The sequence below is a fragment of the Dysosmobacter sp. Sow4_B12 genome (assembly GCF_052116665.1).
GTDB lineage: Bacteria > Bacillota > Clostridia > Oscillospirales > Oscillospiraceae > Oscillibacter.
In genome coordinates this window covers 168,936-188,748 of the sequence record NZ_JBQKKR010000001.1, presented here as the reverse complement: position 1 = coordinate 188,748, position 19,813 = coordinate 168,936, and the positions used below count along the sequence as shown (strand labels likewise).

22 protein-coding genes are annotated in these 19,813 nt (G+C 58.6%); 3 read left to right on the top strand and 19 right to left on the bottom strand.

Annotated elements, in window-relative coordinates:
* Window positions 1–15 precede the first annotated feature (15 nt).
* The 12 genes from cmk to ACTQ4R_RS00935 form a co-directional block, all read right to left on the bottom strand.
* Entirely contained in the window at window positions 16–693 is a 678-nt protein-coding gene (gene cmk, locus ACTQ4R_RS00990; RefSeq protein WP_441624972.1) for a (d)CMP kinase, read from the bottom strand.
* Window positions 690–1,946, bottom strand: coding sequence for an NAD(P)/FAD-dependent oxidoreductase (locus tag ACTQ4R_RS00985; protein ID WP_441624970.1), 1,257 nt, complete (start codon window positions 1,944–1,946; stop codon window positions 690–692). The genes cmk and ACTQ4R_RS00985 overlap by 4 nt, the downstream gene beginning before the upstream one ends.
* On the bottom strand, window positions 1,939–2,805 hold the full coding sequence (locus ACTQ4R_RS00980; RefSeq protein ID WP_441624968.1) for a MurR/RpiR family transcriptional regulator: 867 nt from the start codon (window positions 2,803–2,805) through the stop codon (window positions 1,939–1,941). The genes ACTQ4R_RS00985 and ACTQ4R_RS00980 overlap by 8 nt, the downstream gene beginning before the upstream one ends.
* A 164-nt stretch (window positions 2,806–2,969) precedes the next feature.
* Entirely contained in the window at window positions 2,970–3,677 is a 708-nt protein-coding gene (locus tag ACTQ4R_RS00975; protein WP_441624966.1) for a pseudouridine synthase, read from the bottom strand.
* 13 nt (window positions 3,678–3,690) lie between these two features.
* Window positions 3,691–4,743 (bottom strand): D-alanyl-D-alanine carboxypeptidase family protein, encoded by a 1,053-nt coding sequence (locus ACTQ4R_RS00970; protein WP_441624964.1) that lies wholly within the window; start codon window positions 4,741–4,743, stop codon window positions 3,691–3,693.
* Between the two features lie 87 nt (window positions 4,744–4,830).
* Window positions 4,831–5,232: a GerW family sporulation protein gene (ytfJ, locus tag ACTQ4R_RS00965; RefSeq protein ID WP_441624962.1), complete on the bottom strand. Its 402-nt coding sequence runs from the start codon at window positions 5,230–5,232 to the stop codon at window positions 4,831–4,833.
* An 18-nt stretch (window positions 5,233–5,250) separates the two neighbouring features.
* Window positions 5,251–5,922 (bottom strand): DUF2953 domain-containing protein, encoded by a 672-nt coding sequence (locus ACTQ4R_RS00960; protein WP_441624960.1) that lies wholly within the window; start codon window positions 5,920–5,922, stop codon window positions 5,251–5,253.
* A 36-nt stretch (window positions 5,923–5,958) separates the two neighbouring features.
* Entirely contained in the window at window positions 5,959–6,588 is a 630-nt protein-coding gene (gene scpB, locus ACTQ4R_RS00955; RefSeq protein WP_441624958.1) for an SMC-Scp complex subunit ScpB, read from the bottom strand.
* Window positions 6,589–6,615: 27 nt separating this feature from the next.
* Complete coding sequence (locus tag ACTQ4R_RS00950) at window positions 6,616–7,401, bottom strand: segregation and condensation protein A (RefSeq protein ID WP_441624956.1); 786 nt, start codon at window positions 7,399–7,401, stop codon at window positions 6,616–6,618.
* Window positions 7,402–7,568: 167 nt separating this feature from the next.
* Window positions 7,569–8,483, bottom strand: coding sequence for a translation elongation factor Ts (gene tsf, locus ACTQ4R_RS00945; protein ID WP_441624954.1), 915 nt, complete (start codon window positions 8,481–8,483; stop codon window positions 7,569–7,571).
* 57 nt (window positions 8,484–8,540) lie between these two features.
* The gene (gene rpsB, locus ACTQ4R_RS00940) at window positions 8,541–9,278 is read right to left on the bottom strand and encodes a 30S ribosomal protein S2 (protein WP_441624952.1); all 738 of its coding nucleotides are present in this window, start codon (window positions 9,276–9,278) and stop codon (window positions 8,541–8,543) included.
* 209 nt (window positions 9,279–9,487) lie between these two features.
* On the bottom strand, window positions 9,488–9,772 hold the full coding sequence (locus ACTQ4R_RS00935; protein ID WP_441624950.1) for a YlmC/YmxH family sporulation protein: 285 nt from the start codon (window positions 9,770–9,772) through the stop codon (window positions 9,488–9,490).
* 146 nt (window positions 9,773–9,918) lie between these two features.
* On the opposite strand from ACTQ4R_RS00935, the gene sigG reads away from it, so the two are divergent.
* Both sigG and ACTQ4R_RS00925 read left to right on the top strand, forming a co-directional pair.
* On the top strand, window positions 9,919–10,689 hold the full coding sequence (sigG, locus tag ACTQ4R_RS00930; RefSeq protein ID WP_441624948.1) for an RNA polymerase sporulation sigma factor SigG: 771 nt from the start codon (window positions 9,919–9,921) through the stop codon (window positions 10,687–10,689).
* Between the two features lie 97 nt (window positions 10,690–10,786).
* Window positions 10,787–11,236 (top strand): AraC family transcriptional regulator, encoded by a 450-nt coding sequence (locus ACTQ4R_RS00925; protein WP_441624946.1) that lies wholly within the window; start codon window positions 10,787–10,789, stop codon window positions 11,234–11,236.
* Between the two features lie 6 nt (window positions 11,237–11,242).
* Here the strand turns inward: ACTQ4R_RS00925 and ACTQ4R_RS00920 are convergent, their stop codons facing one another.
* Entirely contained in the window at window positions 11,243–12,805 is a 1,563-nt protein-coding gene (locus tag ACTQ4R_RS00920; protein ID WP_441624944.1) for a carbohydrate-binding domain-containing protein, read from the bottom strand.
* Window positions 12,806–12,944: 139 nt separating this feature from the next.
* Here ACTQ4R_RS00920 and ACTQ4R_RS00915 point away from each other — a divergent pair, with 139 nt between their 5' ends.
* Window positions 12,945–13,355, top strand: a complete 411-nt coding sequence (locus ACTQ4R_RS00915) for a PaaI family thioesterase (RefSeq protein WP_441624942.1) — start codon at window positions 12,945–12,947, stop codon at window positions 13,353–13,355.
* Between the two features lie 38 nt (window positions 13,356–13,393).
* On the opposite strand, the gene ACTQ4R_RS00910 is transcribed toward ACTQ4R_RS00915, so the two are convergent.
* The 6 genes from ACTQ4R_RS00910 to ACTQ4R_RS00885 all read right to left on the bottom strand — a co-directional run bounded on the left by ACTQ4R_RS00910 (window position 13,394) and on the right by ACTQ4R_RS00885 (window position 19,682).
* A complete protein-coding gene (locus tag ACTQ4R_RS00910; RefSeq protein ID WP_441624940.1) occupies window positions 13,394–15,124 on the bottom strand; it encodes a glutamine--tRNA ligase/YqeY domain fusion protein in 1,731 nt (576 codons plus the stop codon).
* Window positions 15,125–15,211: 87 nt separating this feature from the next.
* Complete coding sequence (locus tag ACTQ4R_RS00905) at window positions 15,212–15,460, bottom strand: DUF6514 family protein (RefSeq protein WP_441624938.1); 249 nt, start codon at window positions 15,458–15,460, stop codon at window positions 15,212–15,214.
* Window positions 15,461–15,565: 105 nt separating this feature from the next.
* Window positions 15,566–16,162 (bottom strand): toprim domain-containing protein, encoded by a 597-nt coding sequence (locus ACTQ4R_RS00900; protein ID WP_441624936.1) that lies wholly within the window; start codon window positions 16,160–16,162, stop codon window positions 15,566–15,568.
* Window positions 16,159–17,214, bottom strand: a complete 1,056-nt coding sequence (holA, locus tag ACTQ4R_RS00895; RefSeq protein ID WP_441624934.1) for a DNA polymerase III subunit delta — start codon at window positions 17,212–17,214, stop codon at window positions 16,159–16,161. The genes ACTQ4R_RS00900 and holA overlap by 4 nt, the downstream gene beginning before the upstream one ends.
* Window positions 17,215–17,226: 12 nt before the next feature.
* Window positions 17,227–19,464, bottom strand: a complete 2,238-nt coding sequence (locus tag ACTQ4R_RS00890) for a DNA internalization-related competence protein ComEC/Rec2 (RefSeq protein ID WP_441624932.1) — start codon at window positions 19,462–19,464, stop codon at window positions 17,227–17,229.
* Window positions 19,461–19,682, bottom strand: coding sequence for a helix-turn-helix domain-containing protein (locus ACTQ4R_RS00885; protein ID WP_441624930.1), 222 nt, complete (start codon window positions 19,680–19,682; stop codon window positions 19,461–19,463). The genes ACTQ4R_RS00890 and ACTQ4R_RS00885 overlap by 4 nt, the downstream gene beginning before the upstream one ends.
* Window positions 19,683–19,813 lie beyond the last annotated feature (131 nt).

The following is a 19,813-nucleotide window of genomic DNA, read 5'->3' as shown; positions in this document are numbered from 1 at the left end:
ATCTATTTGTCGGTTTCATAATGAAGTCCTTTTCCGAATGATGTTCAGAAGAGCCGCCTTGCTCTCCTGGAAGTCAAGGTCCGTGGTATCCAGCAGCACGGCGTCCTCCGCCTGGCGCAGAGGCGCCACGTCCCGGTGGATGTCGTTCCAGTCCCGTTCTTCGATCTCCCGCAGGACCTTTTCAAAAGGCTCCGGCGTTCCCCGCTCCTCCAGCTCCGCGCAGCGGCGCTGTGCCCGGGCTTGGGCGGAAGCGGTCAGATAGACCTTCACGTCCGCGTCCGGCAGCACCACGGTCCCAATATCCCGTCCGTCCATAATGACGCTGTGGGTCCGGGCCAGCTGGCGCTGCATATCCAGCAAAAAGGCGCGCACCTCCCTGTGGGCGGACACAGCGGAGGCGCACAGAGAGACTTCCGGCAGGCGAATCTCCTTTGTCACGTCCCGGTCATTCAGCAGCATGTGCTGCAGGCCGTCCTCGCCGTAGGTAAGTTCCACCCGGATGTCCGGCAGGCACGCGGCCACCGCGGCGCTGTCCTTCGGATCGATGCCGTGCGTCAAAGTATAGTAGCCGATGGTGCGGTAAATGGCGCCTGTATCCACATACAAATAGCCAAGCTCCGCGGCGATGGCCCGAGCCAAGGTACTTTTGCCGGCGCCGGAAGGGCCATCGATGGCAATGCTGATGGTTTTCATAGGGTATCCTCTCCTGTTGCTTCTTCTTTGGCGGCAGCTTCCCCTGCCGCCCGGCCGGTAGCCCAGGCGATCTGCAGGTTGAATCCGCCGGTATAGGCGTCCACATCAATGATCTCGCCAGCAAAGTATAATCCCTTTACAAGCTTTGATTCCATTGTGGTTGGATTGATTTCTGACACCTTGACGCCGCCGGAGGTAATAATGGCGTCCGTCACAGGGCACAGCCCTGCCACTTCCACGCTCCAGTGCTTGAATAGATGGACCAGCTCCCTGCGCTGCTCCCGGGTGACAGTGTTGACCTTGCAGTGCGGGTCGATGCCGGAGGCCTTTACCATTTCCTGGATCATCTTCTGGGGCAGAAGGTCGTTCAGAGCGTTGCAGAAATCGTGGTTGCAGTACTTCTCAAAATCCGACAGAAGGCGCTTATCCAGCGTTTGCTCATCCAGCGCCGGCTTTAAGTCGATCTCCAGCCGGTACGTCTTTTTGTCGAAGTGCCGCATGTGGGCGGAGGCGGACAGGACCAACGGTCCACTGAGCCCAAAATGGGTGAACAAAAGCTCGCCGAAGTCCGAGTAAATGCGCTTGTTGTTTTCAAATACGGTCAGCTGCACGTTCCGCAGGCTCAGCCCTTGAAGAGCCGCGCAGGTATTTCCCTTTTCCCGCAGGGGCACCAGAGAACCCTGGAGGGGCGTGACGGTATGCCCCGCCGCGGCGGCCATGCGGTGTCCCTCGCCAGTGGAGCCGGTGGCGGGATAACTAACGCCGCCGGTGGCCAAAATAACGGCCTGAGCCGGGTAGTTCCCCTTCTCTCCGGAAACGCCCCGTATGACGCCATCGGATATGTCCAAAGAAACCGCCCGGTCCCGGACCATACGGACCTTCAGCGCCCGCAGCCGCCGTTCCAGGGCGCCGCTGATGTCAAAAGAACGGTCAGAGACCGGAAACACACGGTTTCCCCGCTCCGTTTTCAGCGGCACACCCAGACCCTCGAAAAAAGCCATGGCGTCCCGTCCGTCAAACCGGGAAAACACACTGTACAGGAATTTTCCGTTTTTCGGCACATTGGCCAACAGGGTCTGCAGGTCCGCGTTGTTGGTGACGTTGCACCGGCCCTTTCCGGTGATATTCAGCTTTTTGCCAAGCCGTTCATTGGGCTCCAGCAGTGTGACCGAGGCTCCCCGCTCTGCCGCCGTGATGGCGGCCATCATGCCGGCGGCACCGCCGCCTACCACTGTGATCGTCCGTTTATTCATCATCCATTTTTCCAAACACGCCGTAGGCGTTCCAGATGTCCTCCAATTCCGCGAAAGTCCGGGTCGCGTCAGTGCCCATGCGGGCGCCCACGGCGATAAGCAGCGCGTTGATGAGAGACAAGGGCGCCACCATGGAGTCCACAAAGGACAGCATCTCACAGGGAGCCAGCAGCGCCGCGTCCGCCATCTGGTACACAGGGGACAGCTCATTATCCGTAACAGCGATGATGCTGGCACCCCGGTCCCGGGCAAATTTCACCGTGTTCATGGTAACACTGGAATAACGGGGGAAGCTGATGGCGATGATGACGTCCTCCGGTCCAATGCGGAACAGCTGCTCAAAGATCTCACCGGCGGCGTTGGACTGTACCAGCGTGACATTTTCAATGAGCTGGTGCATGTAAAAGTTCAGATAGCCGGCAACAAAGGAGGAGGAACGGACACCCAAAATGTAGATGTGGCGGGCACTCATGATCTTGTCCACCACCCGGTCAAACTCCCGGCGGTCCGCCTCGCCTACCATGACCCGAAGCTTTTCCATGTCGGACTGTACCACGGCGGAAAGCACATCCTGCCCGGAGAACATGTCGCCGGCAGCCTGGATGCGCTGCGTGGAGGTCAGCCGGCTGCGGATCATCTCCTGCAAGGCCCGCTGCATGCTGGGATAACCGTCGTAACCCAGCTCTGATGCAAAGCGCACCACGGTGGATTCACTGACGCCCACCAGCTTGCCCAGCTTACTGGCAGTCATAAACGCGGCCTTGTCGTAATTCTGCAGGATATATCCGGCGATGCGCTTTTGGCCCTTGGAAAAGCCGGACATGTTGCTTTCGATGGTATGTAAAATACTCTTTGCCACGGATATTCCCTCCAATACACCGCCGCTTTTTTGACGGCGGGGTCTTTCATTCTCCTGCCGTATTGTACCACAAACCTTGACGGATTCAAACGTTTTTTGCAGGATTTTTCTGGCATCTTGCAAAAGGCGGAAAAATAGCCGCTTTGCGCGGCTATTGCTGGTATTTATGGAGTTTTTAGGGCGTTGATCTCCGCTTCCGTCAGATAGCGCCACTTACCCACTGGCAGGTCTCCCAGCGCCAGGGTGTGTTCCTTTACCCGGCGCAGCCGCTTCACCTTTAAATCGCACCGGGCGCACATTCGCCGGATCTGGCGGTTTTTTCCCTCATGGATGGTGATGGCGTACTCCGCCGTCTCCGCGCCCTGCCGCAGTACCCGTACCTGGGCGGGTTGGATAGGCTCTCCACGCAGGTCCCGGATAGCGGCCAGCTTTTCCGCCGCCCCGGCCACCGGACCGTACACAGACACATGATATGTCTTGGACACTTCATGGCTGGGATGCAGCAGGCGCTGAGTCAAGGCGCCGTCGTTGGTCATGAGCAGCAGCCCCTCGGAATCCAAATCCAGCCGCCCAACAGGATACACCCGGACGCCGGCGTCCGCCACCAGCTCTGCCACGGTGGGCCGCCCCTGCTCGTCAGAGAGGGTGGTCACATAGCCCCGGGGCTTATTCAGCATGAGATAGACCGGCCGGGGATTGCTTGTCAACGGCCGGCCATCCACCCGGATGTCGTCCCGGTCCGGGTCTGCCCGCTGTCCCAACTGGGCAAGCTGATCGTTGATGGTAACGCGTCCGGCCAGAATATATGCTTCCGACGCACGGCGGGAGCATATTCCTGCCGCCGACAGGATTTTTTGCAGTCGTTCTTCCATATGTCGTGGTTCCTTATTCCGGCAAACCGATTTTTAATACGGCCATGGCTGGCTCGACGTGGGGCATCACATCACTGCCGCACAGAAGGGCCACCCGGCCAAGCTCTCTGCCGTCCAGAGCGAATACCGCCTCTCCCACCTGCTGGCCTGCGGAAAGAGGTGCGCGCAGCGAAGCATCCAGACGAATGGAGGTGGTGACCTCCTCCCCCGCGCCCACAGGCCAGGAAAAGCTGTCCGCCGCCACCAGAGCAACGGAGGAGACCGCACCACCGGCCACGGCAGCCCGGTCCATAGTCTGTCCCAGCTTTGCGAAATACCGGGCGGGATAAGCGGAAAAGCCGTATTCATACAGCGCCTGGTGGTCCGCCCAGTCGTTGCCGTCCTGGAGGGTCACCGCCGCCAGACGCTGTCCGTTTTGCTCAGCACAGCTGACCAACGTGCGGCCGGCGGCCTTGGTAAAGCCCGTTTTGAGCCCGGTACAGCCATCCATATACCGCAGGAGCTTATTGTGATTGGTCATGGTCCGTCCGCCGATGGTAATACTTTTGGTGGAGGCGATGCGCATAAGTGTTTCATTGCCGGCGGCGGCGCAGGCAAGACGCGCCATATCCCGGGCGGTGGAATAATGATCCTCGTCATCCAGGCCGTTCGGATTTGCGAACGAGGAATTTTCCATGCCCAGCTCCTTGGCCCGCCGGTTCATCATGGAAACAAATTTTTCCTGGCTGCCGCCTACATGTTCGGCAATGGCCACGGCAGCATCGTTTCCGGAGCACAGCATGAGCCCGTACAGAAGCGTTTCCAGCGTCAGCTGTTCCCCCTCCTGCAGGTACATGGCGGACCCCTCTGTCAGCGCGGCTTGACGGCTGACAGTAACAGTGTCCGAGAGGTTTCCCTCCTCTATGGCCACAAGTGCTGTCAAAATTTTGGTGGTGCTGGCGATCAGCATCCGGGCATCGGCATTCTGTTCGTACAGCACACGTCCGCTGTCCACATCCACCAGGATCGCGGATGAGGCAGAAGTGCTGATTGCCAATGACCGGCAAGGGAAAATGCTGAACAGCAAGAGAGCGGCTAAAGCTGCCGAAAGCCGCTTGATGCGCGTACGCAAGGACCATCACCTCGAAATCGGAATGATGGTAGTATACCCCACTCAGCAGGGTTCCTTGTCCTCTTTCTTGTCAAAACGTTTTTCCATTTTATCCAAAATATCCGGCACCTTCTCCACGATGCGTTCCATCGTGGAAGTGGGAGGTACCGCCACCGGCAGCACCCGGGTAGAACCATCCTTGATGACCAGGAAGGCCACAGGATCGATCTTTACGCCGGCAGCGCTGCCGCCGCCAAAGCCCTCTTTCACAGAGGTCTTGCCGTAATCTCCGCCGCCGCTGCCAAAGCCAAAGCTGACCTTGGAGATGGGAATCAGCGTTACGCCGTCCGGCGTGGTGATTGGCTGGCCGATGATGGTGTTGGCGTCCACCATTTCATGGATCTTGTCCATGGTCGTGCGCATCATGTCACTGAGGGGCGTTTTCTTTTCCATCGGATTGTCCATAGTGTACCGTCCTTTCTCTTATGCGGCAGGAGCAACCTGTTCAGGCTCTTTTTCCGCCGGTTGTAGCTGCTTTTGTTTTTTCTGAAAGCGCAGGAACCATCTCAGCGCCGGGATACCCACGCCGAAGGCCACAGCCACCAGCGTACCCAGCCGGAGCGTGATGCCCACGCGGGCCTGGAGATTTGTTTCCGGCGCGTCAAAGTCGATGCCGATATGGATATGCGGGTCCGGGATGACCAGCAGCTGCTCCAGAAGCGGCATCCCTGTCCAAATAGCCATGTGCAGGTAGCCGTACAGTTCCGCCGCGGCCGCCGGGTCCTCTCCCCCGCCCAGCGTGGCGGAGACCTCCAAGGGCTTTACCCGGATGCTTCGCCGGGTGCGGCCCAGAGCCCGCTTCAAAGGCGGCAGCAAGGCGTCCAGGGCGGAGCGAATATCCGCAAATGTGATCTTGGGCAGCTTTTTCTTCTCCTTAGGAGGCTCTTTTCCGCTGCTTTCGTCTTTTGGAGGTTCCTTCTTTTTTCCTGTTTCTTTTTTCGGCTTTCCAGGCACCACGTGGATACGGAGTGGACCCACCGCTGCGTCCACGGTCACAGCTTTCCCGTTCACAGCAGCGTCAATACCCAGCCGGAGGCGAGACAGCAGAAACAGCAAGCCCCACAGGATGCCCACGGTCATTAAAAAGCAGCGCATCGTCCTCACCTCCCTGCTGTACTTAGCGGCGCATTGTTATTCCGTTTCCCGGTCCTCCGGGAAATCCGCGCTCTCCGGCGTGTCAGTGCCGGTGATCTCCATGTCCTCGGCGGGGTCTACGATCTGGCCGTTCTCATTCAAGCGCATCTGGCCTTCACCGCTTAGGTCCGGCATCTCCGGCAAGTCCTCCAGAGAAGTGAGGTGGAAGGCCCGCAAAAACTGTTTGGTGGTCCGGTACAGGTGGGGCCGGCCCGGCACCTGCAGGCGGCCGCACTCCTCAATGAGTTTGCGCTCCTGCAAAAGGCCCATGGTATAGGCGCTGTCCACGCCCCGGATCTGGTCCACGAACGCCCGTGTGGTGGGCTGGTAATAGGCAATGATGGTCAATACCTCCAGTGCGGGCTGGCTGAGCTTGGCAGGCTTTCGGATCTCAAAGGCCTTGCGAATGTAATCCGCGTAATCCGGCGCGGAGCACAGCTGCCAGCTGTCCTCAATGTGCAGCAGACGGATGCCCCGGCGCTCATAGGAATAGTAATCCATCAACTTTTGAAGCACCTGATCCGCCGTGGGCCGGTCCAGCTCCAGAGCCACGCAAATGCGGTCCACGTGCACCGGCTCGCCGGAGGCGAATAAAATACCCTCAATGGCGGACTCAATTTCTTTCATCTCTATTCTTTCCAAGGCGGCCTCTCCTTATAAACTCAGATTTTCCGGCAGTTCTCCCTCTTGACGGACGGTGCAGTCCGTTTCAGAACCGGCCAGACGAATGACACAGGCGCGGCACAGCTCCAGCACTGCCAAAAAGGTGGCCACCACCTCGCTGCGGCTGCGGTTGCCCTTGAACAGCAGGCGGAAACGGGTGATGCCGTGGTCCTTCAGCCGCTGCAGAATTTCCCGTGCCTTGCTCTCCACAGGATAGGGCTCATGCTGGACAATATTTTCAAACGCGGTCCTGGGAGGCGGCAGGGTCCGTTCCGCACGGCTCCGAATCTCCGCCATAGCCAGGATCAAGTCTCCCTTGTCCTGGTCGTACTCATAGATCTTGCCACGCTTCATGGGCTCCGGGTTCCGGGTGACAATGCTGCGGCCAAATTCTCCCATAGGCTCCAGGCGGGAAGCCAGAGATTTGACCCGCAGATAGTTTTCATTGCGGCGGCGCTCCTCCAGAGACTGGATCAAGGCATCCATTTCGCTTTGCGCTTCCTCGTCCTCAATGGAGAGCAGCATCCGCGTCTTAATATACATGAGGTGAGAAGCCATGGTGATAAACTCGCTTGCCACCTCCAGGTCCAGGCGCTGCCGGGCCTCCAGCCAGGCCAGATACTGGTCCAGAATTTGGGAGATGGAAATATCCTGGATCTCCATTTTGTTTTTACCAAGCAGAAACAAGATCAGATCCAGCGGGCCTTCAAAGTCCTGCATTTCCTCCTCGGACCGGGAGCGGACGACCTTTTCCAATTTAAATACAGGATTTTCCAACAGAGCCACCTCAAATAAGATTTAGGTCCCTTCGGGTCACAAAAACCCAATATAAAAAATTATAACAGCTTTCCCCTGTGAATACAAGAAAAACCGTGCCGAAGCGGCACGGGCAGAAAAAGAGGGCAGGCGCCCCAGGCGCCTGCCCTCTGGATATTCAGCCGGAATCAGCCCTTGACCATCTTGGCGATCTCGTCGGCGAAGTTCTCCTGCTTCTTCTCGATGCCCTCACCCTTCTCGAAACGGACAGCGTTCTTGAAGGTGACGGTGCCGCCCAGAGCCTTGGCAGCGGAAGCGATATACTTCTCCACGGTCATGCTGTTGTCCTTGACGAACTCCTGCTGCAGCAGGCAGTTCTCAGCATAGAACTTGTTCATCTTGCCCATGACGATCTTCTCGCGGACCTGCTCGGGCTTGTTGGCCATCTTGGGATCATTGGCCATCTGGACCATCATGATCTTCTTTTCCTCGTCCAGAACATCCTGGGTGACCTGGCTCTTATCCCAGAAACGGGGATTCAGAGCGGCGATCTGCATGGCGACGTCCTTGCCGATCTCGGTGGCGTCGATGCCCTCGGAGACCTCCAGGTTCACCAGCACGCCGATCTTGCCGCCGGCGTGGATGTAGGGAACGGAAACGCCCTCGGTGAAGAAAGCGAAGCGGCGGACCTTGATGTTCTCGCCGATGACCAGGACCATCTCCTGCTGCTGCTCGGTGACGGTCTTGTCGGTGTCAGCGTACTTGCAGGCCATCAGAGCGTCCAAGTCGGCGGGCTTGTTGGCGACCACGGTGGCGGCCACGCCCTTGACGAAGTCCACGAACTTCTCGTTCTTGCCCACAAAGTCGGTCTCGGCGTTGACCTCGACCACCACGCCCACGCCGTCGATGACGGCGGCGTAAGCCATACCCTCGGCGGCGATGCGGCCGGCCTTCTTGGCGGAAGCGGCCAGGCCCTTCTCGCGCAGGAACTCGATGGCCTTGTCCATATCGCCGTCAGAGGCGACCAGAGCCTTCTTGCAATCCATCATGCCCACGCCGGTCATTTCGCGCAGGTTCTTCACATCAGCTGCGGTAAAAGCCATTTTTTATTTCCTCCAATATCTTGAATGAAAGCGCTGCTGCGCTTACTGTTTTATGAATTACTCAGCGTCCTCGGCCTTCTCGGCGGCAGCCTCGGCGGTCTGCTCACCCTGCTTGCCCTCCAGCACGGCGTTGGCCATGATGGAAGAGATCAGCTTGATGGCGCGGATGGCGTCGTCGTTGCCGGGGATGACGTAATCGATCTCATCGGGATCGCAGTTGGTATCGGCGATAGCCACAACGGGGATGCCCAGCTTGTGAGCCTCGGCGATGGCGTTGCGCTCCTTGCGGGTGTCTACGATGAACAGGGCGCCGGGCAGCTTCTTCATTTCCTTCACGCCGCCCAGGTACTTCTCCAGCTTGGCGATCTCGCCCATGTGCTTCATGACTTCCTTCTTGGGCAGCATATCGAAGGTGCCGTCCTCCTGCATGGTCTTCAGCTGGTTCAGACGGTCCACACGGGTGCGCATGGTCTTGAAGTTGGTCATCATACCACCCAGCCAACGGGCGTTGACATAGTACTGGCCGCAGCGGGTAGCCTCCTCGCGGATAGCCTCCTGTGCCTGCTTCTTGGTGCCGACGAACAGCAGGGTCTGGCCGTTCTCAGACAGCTGACGGACGAAGTTATAAGCCTCTTCCAGCTTGCGGACGGTCTTCTGCAGGTCAACGATATAGATGCCGTTGCGCTCGGTGTAGATGTAGGGAGCCATCTTGGGGTTCCAGCGGCGGGTCTGGTGACCGAAGTGGACGCCCGCCTCCAGCAGGGCCTTCATGGATACGACGTTAGAATTTGCCATAGTGTTGAGTTCCTCCAAATCAATTTCGTTTTTACCTCCGGCGGCTTCATCCCCCCTGCTGACCCGCCTTTTTCGGGCTGGGCACGAACAGGAAGTCGACGCACCGTGCGGAATGCTGAAATATAATACCACAGACGATTCAGCAATGCAAGTATAATTTCCAAAAAATATGCGAATATTCACGGAAATCCCATGGATTTTTCCCGGCTTCAGAACTTCCTGCGCCTCTTGCGATCCTGTCCCGGTTCCCGCCGCTGGAAGGGCTTGTCGATGAGGATGATATCGTCTCCGATCCGCTGGATGCATTCCCAGGGAATGTAAAATTCCTCTCCCCTGCCGAACAGCCCGAAAAAGCGGCAGGGACCATTGACCACGATGGCGATCACCTGCCCCTCCGGTATCCGGATGTCCACGTCCGACACAAAGCCCAGTCGGCATCCGTCCGAGATGTTGATGACTTCCTTGCATCGTAAATCCCGCATCCTGCACTGCATGGCAATTCCCTCCTTGTCAGATAACAGCTTATGCGGCCATATGGCCGTCCCATGCCCACAAAGCGACAAAAGCTTCCAGTATAGGAAATCCAGCTGGGGGCCATACTGACCTCACCAGCTTTTTACAAGCAAGGAGGTCAGCTCTCATGCAGGGAAAAGTGGAGATCGCCGGTGTGAATACCGCCAGACTGAAGGTCTTAAAAAACGAAGAGACCATGGCGCTGCTGCGGCGGACAAAGGAGGGTGACCAGGCGGCCAGACAGGAGCTCATCGAGGGAAATCTGCGGCTGGTACTGTCGGTGATCCAGCGGTTTTCCAGCCGGGGTGAAAATGCCGACGATCTGTTTCAGGTGGGATGTGTGGGGCTGATCAAGGCCATCGACAATTTCGACATCAACCAGCCTGTGCGATTTTCCACCTACGGCGTGCCCATGATCATCGGCGAGATTCGCCGCTATCTTCGGGACAACAGCGCCATCCGGGTCTCCCGTTCCATGCGGGATACCGCTTACCGGGTCCTGCAGGTCCGGGACAGGTATTTGGCCGAGCATCAGCGGGAGCCAACCGTGGAACAGATCGCCCAGGAGCTGCAGATCCCCCGGGAAGAGGTTGTGTTCGCTATGGACGCCATCGTGGACCCGGTATCTTTGTATGAGCCGGTGTACTCTGACGGCGGCGACGCCATCTGTGTCATGGACCAGGTGCGGGACACGAAGAACACCGACGAGGACTGGACGGACCGCATCGCCTTGAAGGAGGCCATGAAGCGGCTGGACCCCCGGGAGCGGCGCATTTTGTCCCTGCGCTTCTATGAGGGCAAGACCCAGATGGAGGTATCCGCCGAGGTGGGCATCTCCCAGGCCCAGGTTTCCCGGCTGGAAAAGGGCGCCATTAATACCATCAAAAAAAATATTTAAAAGGAAAAAGACCCAAAAGGGTCTTTTTCCTTTTAAAATTGGGCCTTGTATTTCATTTTAATACATGATATCTCTTTCTCAAAGGAGATGAACAAATATGAACATAACAGTCGTGACCTTGCCGGAGACCGCCGTGGTCCGCCTGCGCTGTACCGGCCCTTATGGCGGAAACAACCGGAATATGATGGAACGTTTGAAAAGCTGGGCCAGGGAACGGGGACTTCTGGAAAACGGTGTCATCCTGGGTGTTGCTTGGGACGACCCGGTGTGTATACCGCCGGAGCAGTGCCGGTATGACGTGTGCCTGGCCACGAAGGGCTGCCTCCCCGAACCCGAAGCAGACATAGCCCCGGGGCGGATACCCGGAGGGCGCTATGCCTGCTTCCTGGGTGCTCACACTCCATCCGGCGTTCAGGCACTTTGGGAAACCAGCTTTGCCGCTCTGGCAGAGCAGGGGCTCTCCCCGGCTCCAGGCCGGCCAGTGCTGGAACGCTACCGGCCGGAGCGGCTGGACCGGGGGCTCTGCGAGCTTTGCATCCCTATTTGAGCCCGCTCATGTCTCCGCTTCCGCCGGGGCAACCTGCGTGATGAAATTGCCCCCGTCCGTGACAGCAAATGCTGTGACACGCTCACCGTCCGCCTGCATAGCGCCCGGCATCCCGCCGAAGCCCTCGGGCCGCTGAGGACGGACGCCGTCCTCCGGATGATCCTTACCGGACGGGTCAACAGCCATGCCGTCCTTGCCGGGCTGCGGGCGCTCCTGGTCGGGCGCTTCTTCCGGCGGCTGCGCTTCTCCGTTCGGCCTGGGACCGCCGCCCATACCGCCTCTTCCCATTTCTCCGTCGGAAACGATACCGGAAAGCGGGGTCTCCCCCTGCAGGAGCCGGTAATTGGCGGCGGACATGTTCGCGTCGGAGATCACCAGATAAGTGAAATCATTGGCAGGCGTATAGGTTCCGACGGGCATGCTGCCCACATCCTCCAGGGTGTAGGTCGTCCCGCCCTGCTGGCGTTCCGCAAAGGAAAACACCACGTAGTTCTGACCGCCGTCCTCAATGCGGTCATACATGTTGCCGGAGGCCACCACAGTACCGCCGTTGATATAAATGCCCATGTCAGAGTCGATGCCAGCATCTTGGCTGTCACCGCAGGCGGCGGCAATGACGGTGCCGCCGTTGATGACCAGCCATCCGTTGGAGTCGATGCCGTCGCCCTCGCCGGTGGCCCCGTCTACCTCAATGGTCATCGTACCGCCGTTGACGGTGGTGACGGACACACCGTCCTCATTGGTGTTGATGCCGTCGTTGCCGGAGAGAATATTGATGACACCGCCGTTGACGGTCAGGTGCAGCTCACTGTCCAGGCCCTCGTTTTCGGCGAAGATATTCAGTACGCCAGTTCCCTCCGCTTCCCCATCCACGTTCATGGACATTTTGGAGTAAAAGGCGCCGTCATACTTGTGGAGCTTCTTGCTGTCCACCACCTCGCTGCCGTCCTCGCTGAGCTCCACGCTGTCCGGCTTGTAGATGCGGGCCACGTAAGAGCCTGCGATATTGTTTACCGTACCGTCGGCAAGGATGACATTGGCGCCGGCAGCGGAAGTATCCACGTCTTTCACAGCGGTCTCCGCATCTGCGGAGCCGCACTCATAGACGTTGTAGAAAATCACAGCGGGCGCCACAGAGCAGGTGATGTCCACGCCGTTCAAGATCAGCGTCACCACGGCATCGGGGTCCTCCTCCGCATCCTCCCTCAGGTCCACAGCCACCTGCCCGGCGGACAGCGTGCCGCTGAGGACGTAGGTGCCCGGCTGGGAGATGTGGACTACCGTATGGGCATCCGCCTCCGCCTGGCTGTGCGCGTCCTCTTCCGCGCCCTCGCCGTAAGCGATCCCCTGTCCTTCCAGATAGAATACGATGTCGTGGGCAACATAAACCGCGTCTGTGTCATCCGAGGATGCTTTTTCCCCATCCACCGTGATGCCGTTATCGGACAATTGGATAGAGACTGTGCCCTCGGGCAGCGGTGCCTCTTCAGATGATGCCTCTGCTCCACAGGCGGTCAGCAGGCCTAGAGACAGGCACCCGGTCAAGAAAAGTACCAGGATTTGTTTCATGATGGTTTCCTCCTTCTGGATCGTTGGCCGTATCCTAGCAGAGATTTCTGAAAACTGGCTGAAAAATTTGACGGCTGTTTATTTTTCGGGTAAACTGAAAAGCAAGAGAAAACTTCCCGAAAGGAAAGGTCGGATATCGATGGATTTTCAAAAGCTGGTGGAATTTCGCAATACCCACAATCCCTATGCGAAAAAAGAAGGCATCGTGGTGGAGGAGATCCGCGCGGGCTACGCCCGGGTCACCAAAACCGTGCAGGCGGATGACATCAACCCGGCTGGGCTGGCCCATGGCGGCATCTATTTTGCCCTGGCGGACACGGCTGCCGGCGCGGCGTCCGCTTCCCACGGCTACTTTGCCGTGACGGTGAATGCCAATTATAACTATCTTCGTGCCGTCAAGCCCGGAGACACCCTTATTGCCGAGGGAACGGAGTGCAAAACCGGCAAAACCATTTGCGTGTACGACGTGCGGGTCACTGACCAAACCGGCACCCTCATCGGCACAGGCTCATTTACGTATTACTTGCTGGACAGGAAAATCGAGCCTTAAAAGATACCGGGCCGCTTGATCGGCGGCCCGGTATCTTTTTACTTTTTAAAGCTGTCCTTCAAGCTGACGCTGCGGTTGAACACCAGATGCTCCGCGGAGGAGTCACGGCTATCCAGGCAGAAGTAGCCCAGACGCATGAACTGGAAGGACGGAGCGGTCTTGCCCTGCTTTTCCGCCCTGTCGTAGCGCTCCGCCGCGGCCTTCACACCGGCTTCTACCTTGCAGCCGGTGAGGACTTCCAAGGAATTGGGGTTCAAGCAGTCGATAAAGTCCTTGTCGGCGCCGTCGGGATCGGGGTCGGTGAACAGGTAGTCGTACAGCCGTACCTCGGCGTCCACAGCGGTGGCGGCATCCACCCAGTGAATGGTGGCACCCTTCACCTTGCGGCCATCGGCGGGATCGCCGCCCCGGCTCTCGGGGTCGTATTCGCACAGGACTTCGGTGACGTTGCCGTCCTCGTCCTTTACGCAGCCGGTACAGGTGATGAGATACGCACCCTTGAGGCGGCACTCGGGACCGCCGGGGAACAGGCGTTTATACTTGGGCACCGGAGTCTCCAGGAAGTCGTCGGCCTCGATCCAGAGGTTCCGAGAGAAGCTGACCTCCCGTGTACCGGCGGCGGGGTCCAGAGGATTATTTTCCACGGTGACGGTTTCCGTCTTATCCGCGGGGTAGTTGGTGATAGTCAGCTTAATGGGCCGCAAAACACCCATGACCCGCAGAGCCGTTTCGTTGAGGTCCTCCCGCAGGCAGTGCTCCAGGAACCCATAATCCACCGTGGAATCCGCCTTGGAAACGCCGATGCGGTCACAGAAGTTCCGGATGGACTTGGCGGTGTAGCCCCGGCGGCGCAGGCCGCACAGGGTGGGCATGCGGGGATCGTCCCAGCCGGAGACCCGTCCCTCCTCCACCAGACGGCGGAGCTTGCGCTTGCTCATGACGGTATAGTTGATGCCCAGGCGGGCAAATTCGATCTGCCGGGGCTTGCTGGGCACGTCCGTATGCTCAATGACCCAGTTGTACAGCGGCCGGTGGGCCTCATACTCCAAAGAGCACAGGGAATGGGTAATGCCCTCCAGGGCATCCTGGATGGGATGGGCGAAATCGTACATGGGGAAGATGCACCACTTGGTCCCCTGGCGGTGATGCTCAATGTAGCGGATACGGTAGATGACCGGGTCCCGCATGTTGAAGTTGCCGCTGGCCATGTCGATCTTGGCCCGCAGGGTATACTTGCCCTCGGGGAACTCCCCGTTGCGCATGCGCTCAAACAGGTCCAAGCTCTCCTCAATGGGCCGGTCCCGCCAGGGGGACTTGCCAGGTACGCCGATGCTGCCCCGGTACTCACGGAACTGCTCCGGCGTCAGCTCACATACGTAGGCCAATCCTTTTTTGATGAGGCCCACAGCCAGCTCATACGTCTTTTCAAAATAGTCGGAGCCGTAGAACATCCGGTCATCCCAGTCGAAGCCCAGCCAGTGAATGTCCTCCTGGATAGCGTCCACGAATTCCGTGTCCTCTTTGGCGGGGTTCGTATCGTCAAAGCGCAGGTTGCAGATGCCGCCGAACTTCTCAGCGGTGCCGAAGTCGATGGTCAGGGCCTTGCAGTGGCCGATATGCAGATAACCGTTGGGCTCCGGGGGAAAACGGGTATGAACGGTCATGCCCTCGTACTGTCCGCCGGGGGCGATGTCCTCCTCGATGAAAGCATGGATGAAGTTCCGGCTCTCCGGGGCTTCTCCCTGTGTGGTCTTGATCTCCTCAGCCATGGGCGTCAGTCCTTCCTGTGCAAGTTTTCGAGTTTCTAGGGTAGTATACAAAATATTCTCGGAAATTGCAAGGGGACATTCCGCTTTTCAGCGCAGCAGCCAGTCCTCCACCACGTCCCGGGCGGTAACAGCCGACACATTTCCGGCCATCAGCAGCTCCAGCAGCGCCTGGATGCGTCGCTGGGAGGCAGTGACGCCCCGCAAAAGCAGGCGCTCTCCCCCGCTTTCCACCAAAACGCCGTAGTTCTCCCCGGCTTCTTCCAGCTCCTCCGCCACCAGAGAATAGCGGACCTCCGTCTGTCCGCAAGTGCCTGTTCCCGCATAAAGTATCCGCAAAGTGGATCACTCCCTTTTGTATTCACCGTTCTGACCTTCCGGCAACACAAGCGTAGCACTTCTCTTTGGCGAAATATGTCGAATTTTGTCGAATCCCCTGCAATATTACAGATCTTTATTTAAAATGGTGGTGAGCTCTTCCACACTGTACAAAAGGTTCAACGCCTCCAGCAGGCCGTTGGCGGTGAGATGCTCCGGCAGGTCCAGCTTTTTCAGAAGCGCCTGCCGCCTGGCGGCGCTGTCCTGTCCGCCGGAAAGGCCCAAAAGGACCAGGTCCGCCTTGGTGATGGGCGTTTTTCCGGTATCGGTCGGCGCCGTTTCGTCCTCAAAGGTGGCACCGGCTTTCCGCAGGACTTCCAGCAGCACATCGGGCCGCATGCCCTCCACGCCCAGCTTCCCTTCCTTCCCGGCGTGGCGCTTTCGGCGCTCCTTGCCGTAAACGTCCGGAATGTAGGCCTGCTTCACCTTGCCGGGAAGCAGGGCGCCCTTCAAATAATTGCGGATGACGAAACCAGCGCCGTCGCTGTCCGTCAGGACGATAAGGCCCTGCTTGTCCGCCAGGCGCCGCAGAAAGGCCAGCTTCTCCCGGTCATTGAACACGGAAAAGCCTCCCAGGGTGATGATGGTGGCATCCACTACCTGGGAAAGGGCGTTTTTGTCGTACCGCCCCTCCACCACGATAACTTCCCGAATTTTTCTCATTTCCGGCGTGCCCCCAGACGCACCAGCAGCAGCTTCAGCTCTCCAGCAGCGTCAATGCCCTTTTCGCTCTTCATCCGCCGGTCCAGCACCTGGCACATCTTCACCGCGTCGCCGCACCAGTCGGCGGTGGTCCGCTTGGCGGCGGAGAGCAGCAGCTTTGCCGGATAGTCGCTCTTCATGTCCCACAGCTCCATGAGCCAGTACTTATCCTTGCCGCTGTCAATGGCAAGACGGGCGGTGTAGATCCGCCGCAGCTGGCTGCCAAGGGCCGCCAGGATCATGATGGGCTCCGTCTGCATTTTCAAAAGGTCTCCCAGGATGCGGGCCGCCTCGTCGTAATCCCCCCGAAGCACCGCGTCGCTGAGCTTGAACACCTCTGCGGAGAGCACCGGGTCGGCTACTGCATCGATGTCCTTCTGGGTGATGGTCTTGCCTTTGGCGTAGGTGCCGATTTTTGTGATCTCCGGCACCAGCCCTGTCATCAGTCCGCCGCAGGTGAAAATGAGGTATTCCGCCGTCTGGCGGTCGATGTCCTTTCCCAGGGCCCGGAAGCGGCGGGCGATCCAGGTGATGAGGTCGCTGTTCTCCGCCGCCCGGAACTCCACGGCCTGTACGTGGTCCCCCAGTGCCTTGCAGAGTTTTTTTAGGGTTTTGTTAGGCTTATAGGGGATGGTGTCATATACGAACACCACGCAGCAATAGGGCGGGATGTCGTCCAAAAAGGCGATCATTTTCTCCCGCTGCTCTTCCCCTAGTTTGAAAATGTCCCAATCCGTCACCACGATGAGGGTTCTCTCCGCCATCATGGGCATGGCCTCCGCCATTTCCGAAAGGCTCTGGACCGTCAAGTCCTTCCCTTCCAGGCGGTGGTAATTGAACTCCTCGAAGCCCGCCGGCACTAAGGCCTTGCGCAGCTCCTCCAAGTAATATTCCCGCAGGTAGCTCTCCTCGCCGTAAAAAATGTAGGCGCAGCCGGGAGTGCCGGCGGCGATGTCGCTTTTTAATTGCTGAAAGGCCTCATTGGCCTTGGGCGATTTTTTCGCGTATGCCATGGTATCGTTCCCTCAATTCACTGTGAGATGGATGGTGCCCTGCTTGTCCGTGCGGAAAACAGCCGCGCCATGCTCCGAAAGGCGCCGCAGGGTCTCATCCGCCGGATGGCCGTAGCTGTTGGAGCCCACGCTGATGATGGCCGTATCCGGCGTCAAGGTCTCCAACAGTTCGTTTGATGTAGAGTATTTGGAGCCATGGTGGCCCGCCGCCAGCACTTCCGTGTCCGGCAGGTCATACCGCTCCAGAAGCAGCCGCTCCGTGGCGGCGTTCATATCGCCGGTGATAAGCATGTCAAAGTCTCCGGCGGTGCACAGCGCCGCAAGGCCCTGCTCGTTGTCCCCTGCCGTACCCAAAGGCGGATAGACGGTGAGGACAGCTTCCCCAAAAGGAAGAATGGTTTCTTCCCGGATATCCTGTACCGCTGTGCCGTGTGCCCTTGCGGCAGTCAAGATGGCGCTGCCTGCCTCCCCGGGGTCCTCTGTTTCAGGCACAAGCAGCGTCTTTACCGGAATCCGCTCCAAGAGGGCGGTGACACCGCTTACGTGGTCCCGGTCATAATGGGTCAGCACCAGATACTCCAGGTGGCTGCAGCCCATGGTCAAAAGCTGGTCCGCCGCCGTTTGGCCGGGACCGCACCAAGAGGAGCCGCCGCAGTCCACCAAAGCCCCTTTTCCGCCGGAAGCAAGGAGGATGCTTTGCCCTTGCCCCACATCCAAGGCCAGTACTTGGAGCCTGCCGCGGCTGTAATACGCTTCTTCCGCCAGGACCGAGGCACACAGCCCCACCGATGCCAAAAGGGCCGCCAGGGCGATGGTACGGCGCCGTGGACGCCAAAGGCAGGCCAGCGCGAAAAGAACATATGCAAAGGACAGCCACAGGCGCAGGTATGGCCCGGAAAAATAGACCGCGTGGCGGGGCAGGCTGGCCATGAATTCCGCCACACGAAGAATATACCAGATCAGAAGGCGGGGCGCCAGCCCTAAAAGCGCACCGAGCGGCATCCACAGGAAACTCACCAGCACCGAAGCCATTCCCCAGAGGAACGCAGCGCCGGCCGCCCACAGGCACAGAAGATTGCTGAGGGGCGCAACCAGGGACAACGTGTTGAAATCGTATGCCGAAAGGGGGATGGTGAACACAAGAGCGCCAATGGACGCCGAAAAATTTGATACAGTAAAGTGAAATAGCTTCCCATGCCTTTTCTTCCCGGACAACATCTTTTTCAAGCGTGGCGTCACCATTAGGATGCCCGCCATAGCGGCAAAGGACAGCTGCAGGCTGACAGAAGCGATGGCAAAGGGATTCTGCACCAGAATCAGCAGCAGCGCAGCGCCCAGGGCTGTGGGACCGTCGCTGTCCCGCCGGAACAGCGGCGCCGCTACGTAAAAGCTCAGCATTACGGCGGCCCGCACCACGGAGGGGCTGCACCCGGTCAAAAGCGCGTAAAACAAAAGCAATGGCAGCGTACAGCCTGCCACCAGCCGGCGGCGGTGCCGCCCTGCCAGAGCCGTTACGGCGGAGAGCAGAAACATGCAGTGCATGCCGGATACCGCCAAGATATGATAAATGCCCGCTTGGGTCATGGCAATGGATACCGGCTCCGAAAGGCCGGATTTGTCCCCGGTGAGCATGGCGGCGAGGAACGACGACGTATCTCCGGAAAAGAGCGTGCCGATCTGTTTCCTCATAGCCCGGCCCAGGCGGGCAGGCCACCAGCAGGGGCTTTCCCGGGTGCTGTCTTTGCGTTCAGCCTCTCCCCTGCCGTAGGCCAGCAGGAACACGCCCCGGGAGGTGAAGGTTGTTACATCGTCCTCCCGGATGCGGGCAGCACTTTTGAGGTACACATTCGCGGAAATAGTCTGCCCGGGCACCGCATCCAGCAGTTCTTCACCGCCGTAATAGACCAGCCGTCCCGGCAATCCCGCCGCCTTTACGGTGACCCTGCCGTTGTAATCCGATGGGACAGCATTGTCCACCACGGTCATAGTCAAGTGCTGCTCTGTTTCCGCCAAGGCCTCCATGGGCCGCTGGACTTGACGGAGGTACAGCCAGTCATAGCCGAAAGCCAGCGACAGTCCTATCCCTGCCAGTAATACCCTGCCGCGCCATTTTTCCGGCAGCAGCAAAGAACTCCAGGCCAGCACAAGAGCTGCCGCCCCACAGGCAAGCAGCCAGCCGGGCGGCAGCAGGTATTGAGCCAGGAAAATGCCTGCTGCAAAGAAATAGGAAAATACCGCGAGACGTCTCATTTGCCGCTGGGCGGCGTTGGGTCGTCGGTACGGCCCAGAAGATAATCCGTGCTGACATGGTAATAGTCAGCCAGCTTCAAAACAGCCCAAGCGGGAATCTCCCGGATGCCTTTTTCATAACGCCAATAGACATTGCGGTTCATGTTCAGATACGCAGCAATTTCGATTTGGCTTTTGTCATGGTCTTCCCGTAAATCTTCCAACCGCCGAAAATACATACTCTCACCTCAAGGAGATGCTACCAAGCGGTAGCATCTCCTTGAGGTTTTTCACCCATTTGGCTTCAATTATACAATTGGCAAAAGAAAAAAGCAATGAAACTCTTTCCTTGACGGCGACCTGCACAAGG